This window comes from Pseudomonas sp. SJZ079 (genome assembly GCF_007993865.1).
Classification (GTDB): Bacteria; Pseudomonadota; Gammaproteobacteria; order Pseudomonadales; family Pseudomonadaceae; genus Aquipseudomonas.
The window spans coordinates 98987-117963 of the sequence record NZ_VIUH01000002.1 but is presented as its reverse complement, the minus strand read 5'-3'; the positions used below and the strand labels follow the sequence as shown (position 1 = coordinate 117963).

Sequence of the window (18977 nt, the reverse complement as noted above, 5' to 3'; positions counted from 1 at the left end):
GGACGGCGTGCCGGACGGGTGATGCTGGTGCTGGCCTGGGGGGCCGGTCTGTTGCTGGCCACGCGGTTTTTCGGCGACTGGCAGGAAAGCCAGCGCAACCCGAATCGCGCCCCTGAGTCGGTGCACGGCAGCGACTACGTCGAGGTGCGCCTGGCCAGTAGCCGCCAGGGGCATTACCGCGCCGACGGACAAATCAACGGCGAGCCGGTGACCTTCCTGCTCGACACCGGCGCCACCCAGGTCGCGGTGCCGATCGAGCTGGCCCGGCGACTCGGCTTGCAGCCCGGCGCGCCGATTATCATCAGCACCGCCAACGGTCGCGCCACGGCCCATCGCACCGAGCTCAACCGCTTGCAGTTGGGCGATATCGTCCTCAATGACGTGGCCGCCCTGATCGCCCCGGGCATGGGCGGCGATGAGGTGCTGCTGGGCATGAGCGCCCTGAAACAACTCGAATTTACCCAGCGCGACGGCAGCTTGATGTTGCGCCAATCCACCTTGCAATGAGGCCCGCATGAGCGAATCCCTCGATTTGAGCCTGGAGGGCGTTGAACGCCGCTCCCTTGCCGATTTCACCGAGCAGGCTTATCTCAACTACTCCATGTACGTGATCATGGATCGCGCCCTGCCGCATATCGGCGATGGTCTCAAGCCGGTACAACGGCGCATCATCTACGCCATGAGCGAGTTGGGGCTGGACGCCGACTCCAAGCACAAGAAGTCGGCGCGTACCGTCGGCGACGTGCTCGGCAAGTTCCACCCGCACGGCGACTCGGCCTGCTATGAAGCCATGGTGTTGATGGCGCAGCCGTTCAGCTACCGCTACACCCTGGTCGACGGCCAGGGTAACTGGGGCGCGCCGGATGATCCGAAGTCCTTCGCCGCCATGCGCTACACCGAGGCGCGTCTGTCGCGTTACTCGGAGGTGTTGCTGAGCGAACTGGGTCAAGGCACCGCCGATTGGGTGCCGAATTTCGACGGCACCCTCAACGAGCCCGCCGTACTCCCGGCGCGCCTGCCCAACCTGTTGCTCAACGGCACCACCGGCATCGCCGTGGGCATGGCCACCGACGTGCCGCCACACAACCTGCGTGAAGTCGCCAGTGCCTGCGTGCGCCTGCTGGATGAGCCGGGCGCCACGGTCGAGCAGCTCTGCGAGCATGTGCTGGGTCCCGATTATCCGACCGAGGCGGAGATCATCACCCCGCGTGCCGACCTGCTGAAAATCTACCAGAGCGGCCGTGGCTCGGTGCGCATGCGCGCGGTCTATCGCATCGAGGACGGCGACATCGTGGTCACCGCGCTGCCGCACCAGGTCTCCGGGGCCAAGGTGCTGGAGCAGATCGCCGGGCAGATGCAGGCGAAGAAGCTGCCGATGGTCGCCGACCTGCGCGACGAGTCGGACCACGAACACCCGTGCCGCATCGTCATCATCCCGCGCTCCAACCGGGTGGATGCCGCAGAGCTGATGCAGCACCTGTTCGCCACCACCGAGCTGGAAAGCTCGTACCGGGTGAACATCAATATCATCGGCCTGGATGGCAAGCCGCAGGTAAAGAACCTACGCACCCTGCTGGCCGAGTGGCTGACCTTCCGCATCGGTACCGTGCGCCGGCGTCTGCAGTTCCGCCTGGACAAGGTCGAGCGCCGCCTGCACCTGTTGGAAGGCTTGCTGATCGCCTTCCTCAACCTGGATGAAGTGATCCATATCATCCGTACCGAGGATCAGCCGAAAGCCGTGCTGATGGCGCGCTTCGGTCTGACCGACGACCAGGCCGACTACATCCTCGATACCCGCTTGCGCCAGTTGGCGCGCCTGGAGGAAATGAAGATTCGCGGCGAGCAGGACGAACTGGCCAAGGAACAGGCACGCCTGCAGGCGCTGCTCGGCAGTGAGAGTAAATTGCGCAAGCTGGTGCGCAGCGAAATCATCGCCGATGCCGAGACCTACGGCGATGCTCGGCGCTCGCCGATCGTTGCGCGTGCCGAGGCGCGCGCGCTCTCGGAAACCGAGTTGTTGCCGACCGAGCCGGTCACCGTGGTGATTTCCGAGAAGGGCTGGGCGCGCTGCGCCAAGGGCCACGACATCGACGCCACGGGGTTGTCCTATAAAGCCGGTGACGGCTTCAAGGCTGCCGCGCCGGGACGCTCCAACCAGTACGCGGTGTTTATCGACTCGAGCGGACGCAGTTACTCCCTGGCCGCTCACTCGTTGCCGTCGGCTCGCGGTCAGGGCGAGCCGCTCAGCGGTCGCCTGGCTCCGCCGCCGGGGGCGACCTTCGAATGCGTATTGCTGCCGGATGACCAGGCGTTATTTGTCATCGCGTCCGACGCGGGCTACGGCTTCGTGGTCAAGGGTGAGGATTTGCAAGCCAAGAACAAGGCCGGCAAAGCGCTGCTGAGCCTGCCGGCGGGGGCCAAGGTGGTGCCGCCGAAGCCCTTGACCAATCGTGCCGAGGATTGGCTGGCGGCGGTGACCACCGAGGGTCGTTTGCTGCTGTTCAAGGTGGCCGATCTGCCGCAGCTGAGCAAAGGCAAGGGCAACAAGATCATCGGGATTCCCGGCGAACGGGTCGCCAGCCGTGAGGAATACCTCAGCGACTTGGCGGTGCTGCCGCTTGGCGCGACCCTGGTGCTGCAGGCGGGTAAGCGCACTTTGTCGCTCAAGGCCGATGATCTTGAGCATTACAAAGGCGAGCGCGGCCGGCGTGGCAACAAGCTACCGCGCGGCTTTCAGCGAGTTGACAGTCTGTGGGTCGAGCCGCTGGCATGACTCTTGGAGTGTGCCTTGGCGCGTACAAGGCTGGAGTCCTAAGGCGGTTTGACGGATGATATGCGGCCGCGGGATGCGTCAGTGCGGCTGAGTGCGTCCGCTAACCCAGGTTTACTGCCGGCAGTTTATGTCGGCTGGATGAGAGTAATGACTGCAGTGCGTCTTCCCTTGATATTGTTGGCCGGCTTGCTTGGCCTGGTCGGTTGTGCACAGTACCAGCCGGTACCGCTGTATCAGCTGGACAGTGGCAACTCGGCGGTGCCAGCCGATAAAGATGGGGTGGCGGTGCTGTTGGGGCCGGTGACAGTGGCCGACTACCTGCAACGCGAAGCCCTGCTCCAACGTCAGGAAGATGGCCGATTGACGACCACCACCGAGGCGCGCTGGGCCGGTAGCCTGGCCGCGGACATCGATCGGCAATTGCTGCGCCAGCTGGCTTCGCGGCTGAACAGTCAGCGGCTGCTGCTGGCTCCTTCCAGCCCAGGCTTCGTCCCGCAGATACAGGTGCAGCTGTCCATCACCCGCTTGGACTCTGGGCCCCAGTTACCCGCAGTGCTTGAGGCGCAATGGCGCCTGCTGGGCAAGGACGGGCAGTTGCTCGACGGCCGTCTGGTGCGCAAAGAAGAGGCACACCAGGGGACCATCACCGATCAGGTGCGGGCGCAGAGTCTGGTGATGCAGCAGCTGGTCGAGGAACTGGCGGTGGCGGTGGAGGAGCAGGGTAACGCCGCTCCGGCGGTTGCCGTGGAACCCCGCAAAAAAGCCCCTGTTGCGCCGGCTCCTAAGCCGGAAGGGCCGAAGATTCCGGTGGCCGAGCCGATCAGAATCGATGCCGAGGTTTTTCGCTTCTGATCGAGGCGCTCCCTTCTATAGAGCGAGTTCTGCTGAGAGCGAAGCTACTATTACCAATTGTTGTCTAGAAGCCCGCCTGGCGCGGGCTTTTTCCTGGGCGCCGAGCTAGGGTGCAACGCAGTCCCCAGCCTGTGACTGCCAGGATCAGGCAAGGCAGCCACACCCAGCGCGCCTCCGACAGCAGCACCTGCACGCCGCGGGCGCTGAAGAATCCATCGATGAAGGGTGAGACCTCGATCGGTCGCCAGGGCATGAAGAAGCGCTGAGGGCTCCATGGCCACAGCCAGGCGACACCCAGGCCGCCATTGGTCAGGGCGTCCAGCAGGCTGTGGGAGGCGGTCGCCAGGCTGATCCACAGGGCGGATTTAAGCGGGCTGCAGCCGAACACGTAGCCGCCAAGTGCTGCGAGTACTCCGCTCATACCGGCAAATAGCAGTGAATGACTGAAGCCGCGGTGGCCGAAAGCGTCGCCGTAGGCGATGCCGCACTTGAAGGCCAGGACGTCGAGATCGGGTAGGCAGGCAGCAAGCATACCGGCCAGCAGCAAGCGGGGTGGGATCAGTCGACTGCCGAGCGCTAGCCCCAGGGCCAGGACCGGCAGTGGATGGCTGATCAGCGTGGTCAAGACGGTGCGCGGCTCTCGTGCATGCGCGCCAGCTGGCGTTCCAGTAGCGATGGGTAAGGTTCCAGCAGGCGCTCCACACAGCAGGCGCCTTCCGGGCTGGCAATGGCGCGAATCCGGCTGCGCTGACGCACCAGGGGGTCCTCGCCGACACGTCGGTCGAGCAGCAGCAGGTTGCGGCTGTGCTGCGACAAGGCCAGGGCGTCTTGGGCGGTTTCGCTGAGCAGCAGGTCGCCCTGGCTCAAGTTGAGCAGTGCTTCGCCCTGAGTCAGGCCCAGTTGCAGCTGGAGGGTGATGCCGATGTCGGCGACCTCGATTTGCAGGGCGTGGCCGAGTGCGCGCATCAGTTCGCCGCAGCAAATGGCGTGGGTCAGGTAATCCTCGCCGCTGTCCTGGCTATGGAACAGCATCAGGCTGCTGCCGTCACTCAAGGTGTGCAGTTCACCCTGATAAAGCGCTGCGGCTTGGTTCAGGCAGTCGCGGTAGCGTTGCAGCAAGTCCAGCAGGCGGGCGCGTGGCAGGCGGCGCAGTTGCTCCTGGGCGCCGAGCTGGATGGCCAAGACGGCGCTGTACCGGGGAGCGCTTGGCGCGGGCGAGGTGGCTGGTACGGCTGCAGCGGTGTCGTCGCGCAGGTCGGCGAATGGATCGTCGTCCTGCTCGGCGCTGATCGGCATCTGAGGTCGACGCGCTGGGCCGTCTTGCTCGGACTCATCGCTCAGGTCGTCGAAGCGTTCGTCGCGCAGGTCGCGGACTCTGAAGTCCGGCTCATCATCGTCCTGATCTTCCAGGTAGTCCGGGTCATCGTCGCCATAGTCCTGCTCGTCGTGGAACTCCTCTGCCTCGGGCTCGCTCTCCGGCTCGGGCTTTTCCGGCACCAGGCGCGCTTGCAGTTGGCGCGCCAGGTCGCCGATTTCGTCGTTGCGCCCGGCGCCAGGGGCGGGGTCGTCGGGGTCGCGTAGCCAGACGCGCAGTTGCAGCAAGGGGGTGGAGATATGTCGGCCCAGGCGCAGGCTCAGGTTCAGCGCGAGTGCCAGCAAAATCAGGCTGAGAATACCCATGCTTTGCAGGCTGATGGTCATCGGCTGCTGGAACTGGCGCATGTCCAGGCTGATCCGTAACTGACCGGCGATGACCTCCTGGAAGGTGATCGGGGTCGAGTACAGCCCCTCGGTTTCGCCGAGCATGCTCTGGCTTGGGCGCGAGCCGGCTTCGGCAAGTATGCGGTTGTCCACGCTGTAGATCGCCGCATGGGCCACCAGCGGGTTTTTCACCAGGTTATTCAGCAGCACGTTCAGGCTGAGGATGTCGTTGGACACCAGCAGTTCGGTGGCCGAGGTGGCGGTCTGGGTTATCAGGCTGGTGCCGAGGGCTTCGGCCTGCTGCTGCATGGCTTGCTTGAACTGCATGCCAATCACCCAGGCGTAGATCACCAGAGCCAAGGCCACCAGCAACAGGCTGTGGCTGGCGATGCGCAACGCCAGCGGCACGCGGCGCTGCCGCAGGGCTTGAAACAGCAGGAGGAAGAAATTGTCAGGCTTAACGGGGGCGGGCCGGTTCACAGAGCTCGGCTCATGTCGAGGAGTTGCCGCGCAGTATAGCGATCACCCTGCACAGGGCAAAGCGTTGCGCATGCTCGTTTGGCGGCGAAAATGGGTAGAATGTGCATCTTTTTACCGGGCTCTGCTGGGTTTGGCTGGCTGCCGAAAAAAACTGCGGGCTCTGCAGCTGTGCGGCGTTGCCTCTGCGGCTCGGCGGCGACGTGTCGAGCGTGTTGCACATGCTGGCTAAGCCGAGACAGGCCGCTCACCATCAATCGACTCTTGGAGGGTGCGCATTGCGCGAAATTGTCCTGATCAACATCACCGGCGAAGACCGTCCGGGCCTGACCGCCGCCATCATGGGGGTATTGGCCCAGGGCGGGGTGAGCATCCTCGATATTGGCCAAGCCGTCATCCACGACACTCTTTCGTTCGGCATTCTGGTCGAGATCCCGGATACCGAGCGGGCATCCTCTGTGCTCAAAGAGGTGCTGTTCACCGCCTACAAGCTCGACCAGCAGGTGCGCTTCACCCCGGTTGCCGAGGCGGATTACCAGCAATGGGTCAGCGGGCAGGGCAAGGCGCGGCATATCGTCACCCTGCTGACCCGCAAGGTGACCGCCGAGCAATTACAGCGAGTCAGCGCGATTACCGCGAAATATGAGTTGAACATCGATCATATCGATCGCCTTTCCGGGCGTATGCCGCTGGATATGCCGGCCGAACAGGGCAAGGGCTGTATCGAGTTCTCCGTGCGCGGCGAGCCGGCCGACCCAGCGGCGTTGCGCGCCGAGTTTCTCAGTGTGGCTCAGGAGTTGAACGTCGATATCGCCTTTCAGCGCGATTCGTTGTTTCGACGCAACCGGCGCTTGGCGGTGTTCGACATGGACTCGACCCTGATCGAGGCCGAAGTGATCGACGAGCTGGCCAAGGCCGCCGGGGTGGGCGAACAGGTTTCGGCCATCACCGAGCGCGCGATGCGTGGCGAGTTGGATTTTGCGGCCAGCTTCAGAGAACGCCTGGCCCTGCTCAAGGGCTTGCCGGAAACGGTGTTGGCCGAGATCGGTGCCTCGCTGCGGTTAACCGAAGGGGCGCAAACCCTGTTCAGCGAGCTGCGGCGACTGGGCTATAAGACGGCGATCCTGTCGGGTGGCTTCACGTATTTTGCCAAGCAGCTGCAAGCCAGCCTGGGTATCGACTACGTGTTTGCCAACGAGCTGCAGATTGTCGACGGGCTGGTCACCGGTGTGGCGGTCGAGCCGATAGTCGACGCGCAGCGCAAGGCCGACTTACTGCGCGAGTTGGCACAAAAAGAAGGGCTACGTCTGGAGCAAACCATTGCCGTCGGCGATGGCGCCAATGACTTGCCGATGCTGGCCATTGCCGGGTTGGGGGTGGCGTTCCGGGCCAAACCACTGGTCAAACAGTCGGCGAAACAGGCCATCTCCACCCTGGGACTCGATGGCATCCTCTACCTGCTCGGCTTCCGTGATCGCGACAGCTTGGAGTAACCCGGCATCGCATCGGCCGGGCTTAGGCATCTCTACCTAATCTCGGCGACTACACTGCGGGTTGGCTTTGATCGGGTGCGTCCATGCGCGTGGCGCCAGCCCGTTGTTTAGCGCGAGGGCGCCGGCCAGTTATTCGTCTCCGGTGGAGAAGTCGTAATCCATCGTCTGACTGGGGCCCTGCAGGTAGTGGCCCTGGATGTAATTGACCCCGGCTTGCCAGAGGGTGGCCAGCACGCTGGCGCTCTCGACGTACGGCACTATGGTCAGTTTGGCCTGGGCGTGCAGGCTGGACAGCAGGGTTTTCAAGGCTTCCTGATTGTCCGCTTGGGACAGGTCCTGGGAGAACGAGGGGTCGAGCTTGACGAAGTCGATCTTCAGGTGCTTCAGGGTGTTGAAGGGGTTGAGCGCGCAACCGAACTGGGTGAGTGCCACCTTGCAGTGCAGCTCATCCAAACCCTGAGTCAACAGCTTGGCCTGCTTCAGGTAGGCCAGGGCATCCTGTTCGCTGAACTGGAAGCCCAGCGAGTCCGAGGGTAGGCGTGCGGCTTTCAAGGCCACGCTGAGCCAAGGCAGCAGGGTTTGATCTTGCAGGCTGGCGCTGGAGAGGTGGACGAACAGTCGGGTGTTGTGACCCTTGCTGCGATGATCGGCCAGTAGCTTGATCGAGTTGAGGATCACCCAGCGGTCGATCTTCTCGCCCAGTCCGGCTTCTTTGGCGGCGTTGAGGAAATCCTGCGGTGGCACTTCCTGGCCTTGCGAGTTGAGCAGGCGCAACAGCACTTCGTAATGTTCATAGCTGTCGCCGCGCAAGCTGATGATCGGCTGGAACAGCAGGCGGAAGCTGTTGTGCTCGAGTGCCTGTTGCACCATGGCGACTATGTTGCCGCGATTGGCGGCGGCTGCCAGTTCTTCGGCCGGGCTGAACAGTTTCAGCGCATTGCCTTCGCTGAGTTCGTCGGCGCTACGCTGCGCTCGGTTGACCACTTCCTGGGCTTTCGCGGTCTTCTCGTTGAGGCCGGCGACGCCGATCGACAAGGTGGTCTGTGCCGTGCGGCCATTGATGTCGAACAGATGGCTGTCGACTTTTTTCAGCAGGGCGGCCAGGCTCGCTTCGGCTTGCTCCGGGGTTTGCCCAGGCTGCAGCACGCTGAAGACATCGTCGCCGAAGCGGGCCAGTTGCGCGTCGCCGGGGAAATGCGCGCGCAGCAGGTTGGCCAGGTCGGTCAGCAGCAGGTCGATGCCGGCCAGGCCAACCTCGGCGAGCAGGCGGGCGTAGTGGTCGACGCGGATATAGGCCAGGCTGGCCGGCTGCCCGGCGGTAACCGCGCGCTCTGCGGCGGTATCCATCAGTTCGAGGAAGTAGTTGCGGTTGTACAGGCCGGTGACCAGGTCCTGGCTGCTGATTTCGCGCAGTTTCTCTTCCAGCTCGGCGTTGTCGCTTTCCGCGCGGATTACCACTTGGATGCAGGGTTCGCCGTCGTAGGCGGCTGGCGAAAAACTCATGCGTGCCTGGAAGGTCTGGCCGTTGGCCTGAACCCCGGTACAGGCCAGTTCGGCATTGCCCTCGGCGCTCTGGTAGTTCTTCAGGAAACTCTTGAAGTTGGCTTGGTCGGCGCCGGCGATCAAGTCGATCATCGGCATACCTTCGAGCTCGTCGGCGTCTTGGTAGTCGAACAGTTCGAGGTAGGCGCGGTTGGCGTAGATGTGCATGCCGTCATGCACGTAGGTGATGGCATCGACCGAGCTGTCGAGCAGCAGCTGACAGCGTTTCTCCGCTTCGCGCAGTGCCACTTCGGCGGCGCGACGGGCGCGGCGTTCTTCCAGGTTAGCCAGTTCGCGTTTGGCGACCAGTATCAGGCGCTCATCCTCGCCTTGCGGCAGGGCGTCCTGAGCACCCAGCGCCAAGGCTTCGGTGATGCTGTCGGAGTCGTTGTCGGCGAGCAGCTGGATGACCGGGATGTCTTTGGCCTGGCGACGAATGGCGCTGATGGCTTCGCTGGGCGCGAGGTGCTCGCTGCTCGGCGAGCTGATCAGCAGATCCCAGCTTTTCTGCAGCGCTTCGGCCAGGTCATCGCTGGACGTCAGACGGTGTACGCGGGTCGCCTGGCCGGCATTACGGAACAGGCTGACGAGGCGCTCGGCCTCGTTCTGCGAGTCTTCGAGGATCAGTAGCCGAATGGTTTTTTTTTCTATGGCCATGATGGGGAGTTAGATCTGCGCCAGACGGGCGTTAAAAGGCGACAAAAGGTAGTGAGCCGGCAATCTACAGCGACTTCCAGAGTGAGTCAAAGTCTTCCTCCCCCGCTGGGCTGTGGCTTTCCGGGGCTGTGACGGGCTTCCCGTGGTCGCTGGGCGTCTGCTCGAAACTGCGGTAATCGAACTGATTGAAGCTGCCCGTGCTGGTCTGGCGGCGACTGAGTACCGCGCGGCGCTCGGTGCCGTTGAGGTTGATCATCACCTTGTTGCCTTCCTGGAAGGGCAGGCGTGGGGTGATCAGGCTGGCCGGCCTGGACAGTGCGCTGATCTCCGGCAGCAGCAGGGCACGCAGGTATTGGCTGTTGTGCTCGGCTTTGCGGACCAGTTGCAAGCCGCAGGCTTGTGCGTGGGGGGCTATCAGTTCGATGCCTATCTGCGTGCCGCCGCCGCGTACCTGGCGAATCCAGCGGACCACTGCGACGCTCCAGCCTTGCTCCGGGGTGTCCTGAATGCCCAGCAGTTCGCCTGCTTGCAGTTGACTCGGCACCTCTTTCGGCCAGGACAGGCAGTAGCCCCCAGGGCTGTGGTTGACGATGGGCAGTGCATAAGTTGGGTAGTCTTCGCGAGCGCTGGTGTCGGCCGGGGCTTGGGTGGCTGTGGGCTTGCTGTACTCGATTTCTTCGAAGGGCAGGCCATTTTCCCAGTCATTGGTTTTCTGTGCGTCGAAGGCGTTCGACCACACATCCGTAGCGCCGGTGTCGGGCTTGAAGACGGCGGCACCGGTCGCCGCTGGGCGTTTCAGCGCTTCGTTGAACGAGCGCCGATTGGCTAGGAAGAAATGCAGGGCACTCATGCCGATGCACAGCGTCAGCGTGCCCTGGCCTTGGGTGCGTTGGAAGGTGCGTTCGGAAATGTCCCCCCAGGCGGCGCCCAGGTGTTGCAGCATATCCAGGCTGAAGCCTTCGGGTACCAGCAGGCGCGAGCGCGCGGCGTCTTCGGCAGGCAGCAGCAAATGCTCCTTGATAGCGTCAACCAGCGGTTGCGGATCAATGCCGAGGGCATTGCGCAGTTCGTTGGGCTCGAACAACGAGGTATAGCGCGGCGGGGCATCCAGTTGCTGGGCCACCGCGAATAGGCTGGAGGGCAAGTTGGCGGCTTGCAGTTTGACCAGTTTGCTCCAGGGTTCCAGAGCCTGAGCCAGGCGGGCAATACCATTCTGGCGCATCTGGTTGCAGCGGGCACAGCCGAGTAGCAGCGCTACCAGATAGCTTTGCTCGACACTCAAGCCCTGAGCGTGGTGGGCCAGTGGGTCGCGGATTAGCAGGGTGTGCAATTCGTGCGTGCGGGCGATTTGGTAGAGCTGATGCAGCTCCAGCCACAGGCCTTCCGGTACGGGGCAGTACAGCTGGCTGGCGCGCACCAGTGTGCCGCCCAGGCTGTGGGTGGCGCGTTGCAAGGCAATGGCCAGCAACTGGTTGCGTTCGCGTTTGGGCTGCGTCACCACGCGGGCAACGATCAGTTTGTAGCCGACCGCCAGGTGGTGTTGAAGTGCCTGGCACAGGTTGGCGACTTTGCGCGGTCGGTCGTCGAGGACGATGGCCTGGTTGAGGAAATGGCGTTCCAGGTGCTGGCAGACGAAATACACCTCGGGGCGCAGCAGTTCCAGCAGCTGCAAGCGATTGTCCGACGGAGTCAGCAGCTGGTTCAGCTCTATCAGTGCCTGGTAGAGCTGGCGGGCCGATTCTCCGATATTGGCTTTTGGTATCCCTGCAATCCAGCGCTTGAGGTCGCGCGGGCTGGCCTCGCAGAACGACAGGCTCTGCTTGTTGGGGGTTGGCACCCGGAGCTGCAGGTGAGGACTCTGTTTATCCATCTAACTTGGATACTCCAACGCCAGCAGGACGGCGAGTCGTTCTAATAGTAATGCAGCGAACTCTAGCAGCATCTTGACGGGCCCGCAGCTGCGGGCCTGACTAGCCGTCACACACTGTGACGAGCTGCTAACCCTGCCGCGTTGGACCCTCGGCTCCCCTTGAACGTTCAGCCGCCGGCTGGCGTGAGGCGAGTGCCGGCAAGGGGGCAGCTGAGGTCGCGAGGGGCGGGCCTACACTCCGCTACGGCTGTGTGTTAATGGCTCAGGCTACTGCCGAGGCGCTGGCCCATCTGTACGCTGCTGTTGGCTGCGAGTTCTTCGGCCCAGCGCACCTGGTTCGGGCCGAATAGCACGATGGCGGTTGAACCGAGCTTGAAGCGGCCGAGCTCGGCGCCTTTTTCCAGGCTGATCGGTGCTCGCGCGGCTTCATCATAACGGAAGGTTTTCAGGGCTCGTTTGGGCGGCGTGACCAGTCCGGCCCACACGGTTTCGATCGAGGCGACGATCATGGCGCCAACCAGCACCACAGCCATCGGGCCGCGCTCGGTGTCGAACAGGCAGACCACGCGCTCGTTACGGGCGAATAGTTCCGGCACGTTCTCGGCGGTGGTCTGATTGACCGAGAACAGTCGTCCCGGTACATAAATCATCTCTTTGAGTGTGCCGGTCAGCGGCATATGCACGCGGTGATAGTCCTTCGGCGACAGGTAAATGGTCGCGAACTCGCCCCCCATGAACGGGCTGGCGCGCTCGCTGTCACCGCCGAGCAATTCGACCGCGCTGAAGCTTTGCCCTTTGGCCTGAAACACCCGGCCATGCTCGATCTGACCCAGTTGGCTGACGGCGCCGTCGGCCGGGCAGAGAATCGCGTCGGGGGCGGGGTCCAGTGGGCGTACGCCGTCTTTCAGGGCGCGGGTGAAGAAGGCGTTGAAGTGCTCGAAACGGGTCGGCTCATCGATCTGCGCCTCGCTCATGTTGACTTGATAGTGCTTGGCGAACCAGGTGATCAGGCAGTTCTTGATCCAGCCGACGCGGCACTCGGCCGCGCAGCCGATCAGGCGCGATAGCAGGTGGTGTGGCAGCAGGTACTGGCTGAGGATGAATAGACGTTGTTTCATGGTGGTTCCTTAAGAGCCAGGGGACTTGCTGAGAAGCAAACGGGTGGCGGATTAGCGTTCGATCGGGGTGTCCGGGTGGTTGCCCCACTCGCCCCAGGAGCCGGCGTAGGCTTTGACGCGTGGGTAGCCGAGTGCTTTGGCCACCAGGTAGGTGAAGCCGGAGCGGTGATGGGTTTGGCAGTGGGTGATGACTTCTTTGTCCGGGCTGATGCCGAGGCTGTCGAGCAGGGTGGGCATGTCCTGACGAATGCGCAAGGCGCGGGCCTGATCCATGCCGGCGGTCCACTCGAAGTTCACTGCGCCTGGGATATGCCCGGCTTTCGCCGCCAAGGCTTTTTCGCCCCGGTATTCCGCGGGCGAGCGGGCGTCCCAGATGGCCAGGTCGCTCGCGCCCAGGCGACTCTGCAGGTATTCGCGAGTGGCTGTCGGGGCATCGCTCAGCGTCAGCCTCAGGCTACCGCTGCGCGCTGCGGGTTGTTCGGTGCTGAGCGGACGGTCTTCAGCCAGCCAGGCGTGCAGGCCGCCATTGAGGTAGTGATAGCCAGCATGACCGATGACATCCAGCAGCCAGATGAAGCGTCCGGCCCAGCCGCCACCTTCATCGTCGTAGACCACATAGACGGCGTTCGGGTTGTGCCCCAGTTCGGCGAATAACTGCTCCAATTGTGTGGGCGGCGGCAGCAGGCCGGGGGCCGGTGGCTGACCCAGTTGGGTGCGCTTGGGATCGACGAAGCGTGCCCCGGGGATGTGCCCTGCGGCATAGCGCGCGGTGCTGGTCAGGTCGATCAGGATCAGTTCGGGGGCATTCAGGCGGCTGGCCAGGTCGGCCGGCTCGATCACCAATGGCAACGCAGCGAAGGCAGTCATGCTGGGCCTCTTCATTAAAGGAAAGGGACGAATTGTAGCGGAAAGCTCAATGTCCGCGTTTGGCAAAGCTGCTCAGGGCGCGCTCAATGCATTGCACCGTTTTGCCAAAGGCGTGCAGGCTGGTTTCGTTGATCGGTGCGCCTGTCTGGTCGGCGAGCGCGATCATCATCACTCGGCCGTGGCTGGCCAGTGAGCGAATCAGCAGATGCTCGCTGGGGAACAGCGCTTTCAGCGCGCCGGGGAGCAGGGCGGAGAATTGGGCAATGTTGCCTGGGGTCAGGCGCAACTGCCCGGGTTCGCTGAGTAACCGCCGCAATACCTGGCTGTGTTGCGGGTCGAGTTTCAGCCCAGCAGCCGATTGATCGAGGCCAATCTGCTGCTGGGCTAGCAGGCGACTGTGGGTGCGATCGGCCAGGAGCAGCAATACCCGCTGCATGCCGCACGCCTGCAGTGCCTGGCTGGCGCAGGCCGTCAGCGCGGCGACATTATTAAAAACGCTCGGCTGAGCCAGCAGTTGCATGCAGTGCTGGCGCCACTCGCTGACCTGCGGGGCTTTCGCTGGCGGCGTGGAGGGGGCCTGCAGATGTCGGGCATCCCAGGGCCAGAGCAGGGCCTCGGCAGGATGCCAGAGGTCGCGATCAGGGTGCTGTCGGGCGCTTTGTGCGGCGAATTGATGAACCTGCTGCTGTAGGGCGTCTAGCGGCAGTTGCAGGTACAGCCCGGTCAGGCGTTGCCAGCGCAGGCTGTGCGGTGTGCTCCAGACATTGTGGGCAGACAGGGCCAGGAGGTTGGCCAGCAGAATGCTGTTGGCCGGCTGGGTCAGCCAGCGGCGCAGGCTGTTGTCGGCGTCGAGAAACTGCTGCTGGTGCAGCGGTTGCGGATGCCGGCGGGCAATGTGTAACGCCTGGGCCAGCAGGTGGCGGTCATTCAGCAGCAGGCGATAGCCCTGGATGATCCACTCGGGCAGGCGCCAGTGTTCGGCCAGGGCCAGGCAGAGTTTAAGCAGGGGCACACCGAGTACGTCGTGTTCGACCTTGGTCGCCGGTTCGCCCTTTACCAGGACGCGCTGCTCCCACAGCTCGAACAGCTCGGGATGGGCCGTCAGCAGCGCCCAGATGGGCGCGAGAAACAGTAGGCTACCCCAGTGAATTTCCTGCCAGAGCCGGGCCAGGCGCCCGGCGAACAGGCCGTTGGCTTGTTGCGCGGCATGTTGGCTGATCAGCTGAATTTGTCGCAGCGCCTGGGGTATTTCGCTGGCCGGCATGCTGGGCTGACGGTTAAGCAACTCTTCGATGCGCTGCAAGCCCAGTCGACCGAGCGCACTCTCCAAACTTACAGAGGATTGATTGAGTCCGTTGCTCTTGCGATTGGCCTCGCGCAATACACTAAGTGCCAGAGCGGGGCTGCTTTGCATCAGTTCGGTAATATCGCGTAACGAACGACGGCTGTCGCTCACGGCGCGGCGCACCAGCAGGAGGTTCTCAGCGGGCACCGGCAATAGCTGATTGCCCAGCTGATTGAGCCAGGCATCGAGACTGCGCGGGAGTGGGGAATGCTTAGGCATGCGGGTTGAGCCAAACTAGCTTTTAACCTTAACTGGCTATAGTCTCGCGCATAACTTCCGATAAATAGAAGGGTTGTTTTACAAAACCCTTACTACTGGCTCTAGCAAGTTTCCTTTTATGGCAAAAATCATCGGCATTATTGTGGTATTCGCCAGCGTCCTTGGCGGGTATGTGTTGTCTCACGGCCAGATCGCTGCGCTGATTCAGCCCTTTGAGGTGCTGATCATCGGCGGCGCGGCCTTGGGCGCTTTTCTCCAGGCCAATCCAGGCAGCGCTTTCATGCACGTCTTCAAGAAGTCCTTGAAGATGTTTGGTGCGCGCTTCACCCACGGTTTCTACCTCGACGTGTTGCGCCTGCTCTATGAGATTCTCAATAAGAGTCGCCGAGAGGGCATGATGGCCATCGAGGCCGATGTCGAGGACCCCGGCGCCAGTCCGATCTTCAGCAAGTACCCGACGATCCTCAAGGATGGCCAGATGACGGCGTTCATCTGCGACTACCTACGCATCATGTCCTCCGGCAACATGGCCCCGCACGAGCTGGAAGGCCTGTTCGATATGGAAATCGCCAGTATCAAGGAAGACCTGGATCACCCGGCCCACGCCATGGCGCGCATCGCCGATGGCCTGCCGGGCTTTGGTATCGTCGCGGCGGTATTGGGCATCGTGGTGACCATGGCCTTGCTCGGCGAGGTGGCGCAGGCTGAACTGGGCCAGCATGTCGGCGCCGCGCTGGTCGGCACCTTTCTCGGGATTCTCGCTGCCTATGGCTTCTTCGGCCCGCTGGCCACCAGTCTGGAGCACGACGCCAAGGAAGAGTTGAACGTCTTCGAGGCGATCAAGGCGGCGCTGGTCGCGTCGGCGTCCGGCATGCCGCCGTCGTTGGCCGCCGAATTCGGACGCAAAGTCTTGTACCCGGCGCACCGACCGAGTTTTAGCGAACTCGAGCAAGCCATGCGCGGTAACTAAACAGCATGGAGAACAATCAGCCGATTATCGTCAAGCGGGTCAAGAAGGTTGCCGCAGGCCACCACGGTGGGGCCTGGAAAATTGCCTTCGCCGACTTTGCCACGGCGATGATGGCGTTCTTTCTGGTGCTCTGGCTGATGTCTGCGGCCACGCCAGAGCAGAAGAAACTGATCTCCGGCTACTTCAAAGACCCGATCGGCTTCTCCGAAAGTGCCAGTCCCTACGTGATCGACCTTGGCGGCTCGCCGTCGCCGGCGCCAGACCGCACGCTCAATCCGGACGTTGAGGCGCAGCCGGACAGCGGCCAGCCTGACATCGATCAGCTCGAGGCCGACCCGCAGCAGGCGGAGCGCATCGCCGAACAGCTGGAACGCGAGCGCCTCGAATTGTTACTTCAGGAGTTGCAGACCAAGGTTGAGGAGAATCCTCAGCTGCAGCGTTTCAAGGATCAGATTCTGTTCGACATCACCCAGGACGGTTTGCGTATCCAGATCGTCGATGCCGAGAATCGACCGATGTTCGACAGTGGCAGCGCGCACTTGCAGCCTTACTTCGAGGACATCCTGCTGGCCTTGAGCGACACCATCAGGGCGGTGCCGAACAAGATCAGCATCAGCGGTCATACCGACGCCAAGCCCTTTGCCGGTCGTGGTGACTTTGGGAACTGGGAGCTCTCCGCCGATCGGGCTAACGCCGCGCGGCGCGTGTTGGTTGCCGGGGGCTATGACGAGGAACAGGTGGCGCGGGTCGTCGGCTATGCCTCGTCGGCGCTGTTCGACCGTGAAAATCCGCTCAATCCGGTTAATCGACGTATCGACATCACGGTGCTGACCAAGAAGGCCCAGCGCGCGATCGAGGGCGAGCAGGGCGGTGTTGTTGAGGCGCCGCCCGGTGCGTCGAGTGACGCTGCACCAGAGTCGGCTTTGCCGAGCGACCCAGCCAGTGGCGCACCGGTGCAACCGGATGAACTGCGTGAGCGTTTGAATATCTTCGAGGATGGCGTGCTGCAGTTCGATCAGCCGAGCGAGTAATCCACCTGCGAAAGCACAAGGCCGCGATCAGTCGCGGCCTTGTCGTTTCAGTTGCTGTTCGCGTGATGCCTAGTAGTCGGCCTCGGGCAGGCTGGCGAGGATATGCCGGTAGCTGGCCATGCGTTGTGCTTGGATACGACCGTCCTCCAACGCCTTGAGCAGCGCGCAGCCGGGCTCGCGATCATGCTTGCAATCGCGGAAGCGGCAGTGGCCGAGCAGGTCCTGGAACTCGATAAAGCCCGCCTCGACATCTTCGCGGCTGACATGCACCAGGCCGAATTCACGAATGCCGGGGGAGTCGATCAGTTCGCCGCCACCGGGAAAGTGAAACAGCCGCGCGGTGGTGGTGGTGTGCGTGCCCTTGCCGGTCAGTTCCGACAAGGGCCCGACGCGGGTATCCACATCGGGCAGCAGGCTGTTGACCAGTGACGATTTGCCGACCCCGGACTGGCCGACGAACACGCTGACGTGACCGTCGAGTTGCTGCATCAGCTGTTGCATGCCGTCACCCTGGTGGGCGGACACCTCCAGCAGGGGGTAGCCCAGCTGGCGATACACGCCGAGCAAGGCGTTCAGCGCGACGGCGTTCTGCTCATCGATCAGGTCGGCCTTGTTCAGCAACAGCAGCGGGCGGATGCCGGCATGCTCGGCGGCCACCAGGTAACGGTCGATCAGGTTGGCGTGAGGTTCCGGCAGGGGGGCGAAGACTATCACGATCAGGTCGACGTTGGCCGCCACCGGTTTCAGTTGGCCGCGTGTGTCCGGGCGGCACAGTTCGGTATTACGCGGCAGTTGCGCGACAATCACGCCAATGCCCTGATTGCCGGCGCGCCACACCACGCGGTCACCGGTGACCATGGCCGGCAGGTTGGCGCGCAGGTGGCAGCGAAATACCTGGCCGGCCAGCTCGCCATCCAGGGCTTCGACCTCGACCTGCACGCCGAAGTGGGCGATCACCAGGCCGAGCTGTTCCGGGCCGAGGTCGCCGCCCTCGAGGATTTGCACGGCTTGCGATTCGCGCTTGGCCGCGCGGGCGGCTCGTTCGCCCTGAATTTTTTCGATGCGCCAGTTTTGCCGGCGGTTGAGTTGGCGTTTGGCCATGGGGGTTCCGAGGGTTGAATAGCAATGAGAACTGGCGGCGAGTCTAGCATGCGCGCCATGACGACTCGCATGCGCTGCGGTGGTGGGGCGGCGAGCGGTTAAACTGCGCGGCAATGCAGGCAGCTTCGGGAGCGCGAGTTAATGGATGGGGCAGCAAGGATGGTGCGGCAAGTGCTCGGGCGCTACCCGGCGTTGCTGGCGTTGTTGGCCCAGTTGGGCGCGACGGCGCTGATCGGCGCGCTGGTCTATCTGGCGGCGCAGTTCGCGGTCTGGCGTCCCAGCTGGCTGCTGGCTGGCATGGCGCAAGGGCTGCTGGCAGCCTGTCTCGGCCGCTGCTTCGGTTTGTCGCGCTGGTGGTGGTGGCTGAATCTGGCGTTCGTCCCGGCGTTGCTTGCCTTGAGCGGGGCGCCGCTGCCGCCCTGGGTGTTCCTCGCGGGCTTCGTGCTGCTGCTGTTGCTCAACTGGAACAGCTTCGGTGAGCGGGTGCCGCTGTACCTGAGCGGGGCGAAATGCCGTCGGCAGTTGGCCGGCCTACTCACCCGCCAGGCGCCGGACTTCAGCTTTATCGATCTCGGCTGCGGCCCGGCCGGTACTCTGTTGTGGCTGGCCCGCCAGTTTCCGCAGGCACAGTTTGTCGGGGTGGAAACGGCGCCTCTGACGTTCGCCATCGCCTGGCTGCGCAGTGTGCCGCAGAGCAATTGCCGGATTCGCTACCAAAGCCTCTGGCGCACCGACCTGTCGGCGTTCGCCGTGGTCTATTGCTTCCTCTCGCCAGCGCCCATGGCCGCGTTGTGGGACAAGGCGCGGGGGCAGATGGCGGGCGGTAGCTGGTTGATCAGCAACAGCTTCGCGGTGCCGGGTGTGCCGGCAGATCAGCAGATCGAGCTGCACGACTGGCGCCAGTCGCGGCTGTTGCTCTGGCGCATGCCGGGCTAACGACAGGCGCATCGGCGAATGATTT

The 18977-nt window shown here is 63.3% G+C and carries 15 protein-coding genes; 7 read left to right on the top strand and 8 right to left on the bottom strand.

All coding sequences use genetic code 11. From position 1 onward, the window contains the following. Positions 1-21: 21 nt before the first annotated feature. The 3 genes from FBY03_RS02695 to FBY03_RS02685 all read left to right on the top strand — a co-directional run bounded on the left by FBY03_RS02695 (position 22) and on the right by FBY03_RS02685 (position 3625). Positions 22-507 (top strand): TIGR02281 family clan AA aspartic protease, encoded by a 486-nt coding sequence (locus FBY03_RS02695; RefSeq protein WP_371920749.1) that lies wholly within the window; start codon positions 22-24, stop codon positions 505-507. A 7-nt stretch (positions 508-514) separates the two neighbouring features. Further along, positions 515-2773, top strand: a complete 2259-nt coding sequence (gene parC / locus FBY03_RS02690) for a DNA topoisomerase IV subunit A (RefSeq protein ID WP_147170656.1) — start codon at positions 515-517, stop codon at positions 2771-2773. A 147-nt stretch (positions 2774-2920) separates the two neighbouring features. Beyond that, positions 2921-3625, top strand: a complete 705-nt coding sequence (locus tag FBY03_RS02685) for a membrane integrity-associated transporter subunit PqiC (protein WP_147170655.1) — start codon at positions 2921-2923, stop codon at positions 3623-3625. Between the two features lie 64 nt (positions 3626-3689). Here FBY03_RS02685 and FBY03_RS02680 read toward each other — a convergent pair whose 3' ends face one another. Further along, complete coding sequence (locus tag FBY03_RS02680; protein ID WP_147170654.1) at positions 3690-4250, bottom strand: metal-dependent hydrolase; 561 nt, start codon at positions 4248-4250, stop codon at positions 3690-3692. Continuing rightward, on the bottom strand, positions 4247-5806 hold the full coding sequence (locus FBY03_RS02675; protein ID WP_147170653.1) for an AhpA/YtjB family protein: 1560 nt from the start codon (positions 5804-5806) through the stop codon (positions 4247-4249). Before FBY03_RS02675 ends, FBY03_RS02680 begins: the two co-directional genes overlap by 4 nt. 275 nt (positions 5807-6081) lie before the next feature. On the opposite strand from FBY03_RS02675, the gene serB reads away from it, so the two are divergent. Further along, complete coding sequence (gene serB / locus FBY03_RS02670; protein WP_147170652.1) at positions 6082-7296, top strand: phosphoserine phosphatase SerB; 1215 nt, start codon at positions 6082-6084, stop codon at positions 7294-7296. A 129-nt stretch (positions 7297-7425) separates the two neighbouring features. Here the strand turns inward: serB and FBY03_RS02665 are convergent, their stop codons facing one another. From FBY03_RS02665 to FBY03_RS02645, 5 genes are all read right to left on the bottom strand, one after another. Beyond that, complete coding sequence (locus tag FBY03_RS02665) at positions 7426-9495, bottom strand: EAL domain-containing protein (RefSeq protein WP_147170651.1); 2070 nt, start codon at positions 9493-9495, stop codon at positions 7426-7428. Positions 9496-9559: 64 nt separating this feature from the next. After that, the gene (locus tag FBY03_RS02660; RefSeq protein ID WP_147170650.1) at positions 9560-11365 is read right to left on the bottom strand and encodes a molecular chaperone; all 1806 of its coding nucleotides are present in this window, start codon (positions 11363-11365) and stop codon (positions 9560-9562) included. A gap of 254 nt (positions 11366-11619) precedes the next feature. Then, entirely contained in the window at positions 11620-12483 is an 864-nt protein-coding gene (gene asd, locus FBY03_RS02655) for an archaetidylserine decarboxylase (RefSeq protein WP_147170649.1), read from the bottom strand. 51 nt (positions 12484-12534) lie between these two features. Beyond that, entirely contained in the window at positions 12535-13350 is an 816-nt protein-coding gene (locus FBY03_RS02650) for a rhodanese-like domain-containing protein (protein ID WP_147170648.1), read from the bottom strand. 46 nt (positions 13351-13396) lie between these two features. Then, the gene (locus FBY03_RS02645; protein ID WP_147170647.1) at positions 13397-14914 is read right to left on the bottom strand and encodes an HDOD domain-containing protein; all 1518 of its coding nucleotides are present in this window, start codon (positions 14912-14914) and stop codon (positions 13397-13399) included. A gap of 118 nt (positions 14915-15032) precedes the next feature. Between FBY03_RS02645 and motA the strand changes: the two genes are divergently transcribed. Together motA and motB are read left to right on the top strand one after the other, a co-directional pair. Continuing rightward, positions 15033-15884, top strand: coding sequence for a flagellar motor stator protein MotA (gene motA, locus FBY03_RS02640; protein ID WP_147170646.1), 852 nt, complete (start codon positions 15033-15035; stop codon positions 15882-15884). A 5-nt stretch (positions 15885-15889) separates the two neighbouring features. Next, positions 15890-16915: a flagellar motor protein MotB gene (motB, locus tag FBY03_RS02635; protein WP_147170645.1), complete on the top strand. Its 1026-nt coding sequence runs from the start codon at positions 15890-15892 to the stop codon at positions 16913-16915. A 69-nt stretch (positions 16916-16984) separates the two neighbouring features. Here motB and rsgA read toward each other — a convergent pair whose 3' ends face one another. Beyond that, complete coding sequence (gene rsgA, locus FBY03_RS02630; protein WP_025164304.1) at positions 16985-18016, bottom strand: small ribosomal subunit biogenesis GTPase RsgA; 1032 nt, start codon at positions 18014-18016, stop codon at positions 16985-16987. A 159-nt stretch (positions 18017-18175) separates the two neighbouring features. Between rsgA and FBY03_RS02625 the strand changes: the two genes are divergently transcribed. Next, positions 18176-18952, top strand: coding sequence for a class I SAM-dependent methyltransferase (locus tag FBY03_RS02625; protein WP_178090539.1), 777 nt, complete (start codon positions 18176-18178; stop codon positions 18950-18952). The last annotated feature ends 25 nt before the right edge of the window (positions 18953-18977 follow it).

Bases quoted from the DNA above. Each gene is read 5' to 3' on its own strand.
- motA (WP_147170646.1), top strand. From the start codon at position 15,033: ATGGCAAAAATCATCGGCATTATTGTGGTATTCGCCAGCGTCCTTGGC.
- FBY03_RS02685 (WP_147170655.1), top strand. From the start codon at position 2,921: ATGACTGCAGTGCGTCTTCCCTTGATATTGTTGGCCGGCTTGCTTGGC.
- FBY03_RS02625 (WP_178090539.1), top strand. From the start codon at position 18,176: ATGGTGCGGCAAGTGCTCGGGCGCTACCCGGCGTTGCTGGCGTTGTTG.
- FBY03_RS02665 (WP_147170651.1), bottom strand. From the start codon at position 9,495: ATGGCCATAGAAAAAAAAACCATTCGGCTACTGATCCTCGAAGACTCG.
- parC (WP_147170656.1), top strand. From the start codon at position 515: ATGAGCGAATCCCTCGATTTGAGCCTGGAGGGCGTTGAACGCCGCTCC.
- FBY03_RS02695 (WP_371920749.1), top strand. From the start codon at position 22: ATGCTGGTGCTGGCCTGGGGGGCCGGTCTGTTGCTGGCCACGCGGTTT.
- motB (WP_147170645.1), top strand. From the start codon at position 15,890: ATGGAGAACAATCAGCCGATTATCGTCAAGCGGGTCAAGAAGGTTGCC.
- rsgA (WP_025164304.1), bottom strand. From the start codon at position 18,016: ATGGCCAAACGCCAACTCAACCGCCGGCAAAACTGGCGCATCGAAAAA.
- FBY03_RS02650 (WP_147170648.1), bottom strand. From the start codon at position 13,350: ATGACTGCCTTCGCTGCGTTGCCATTGGTGATCGAGCCGGCCGACCTG.
- asd (WP_147170649.1), bottom strand. From the start codon at position 12,483: ATGAAACAACGTCTATTCATCCTCAGCCAGTACCTGCTGCCACACCAC.
- FBY03_RS02660 (WP_147170650.1), bottom strand. From the start codon at position 11,365: ATGGATAAACAGAGTCCTCACCTGCAGCTCCGGGTGCCAACCCCCAAC.
- FBY03_RS02645 (WP_147170647.1), bottom strand. From the start codon at position 14,914: ATGCCTAAGCATTCCCCACTCCCGCGCAGTCTCGATGCCTGGCTCAAT.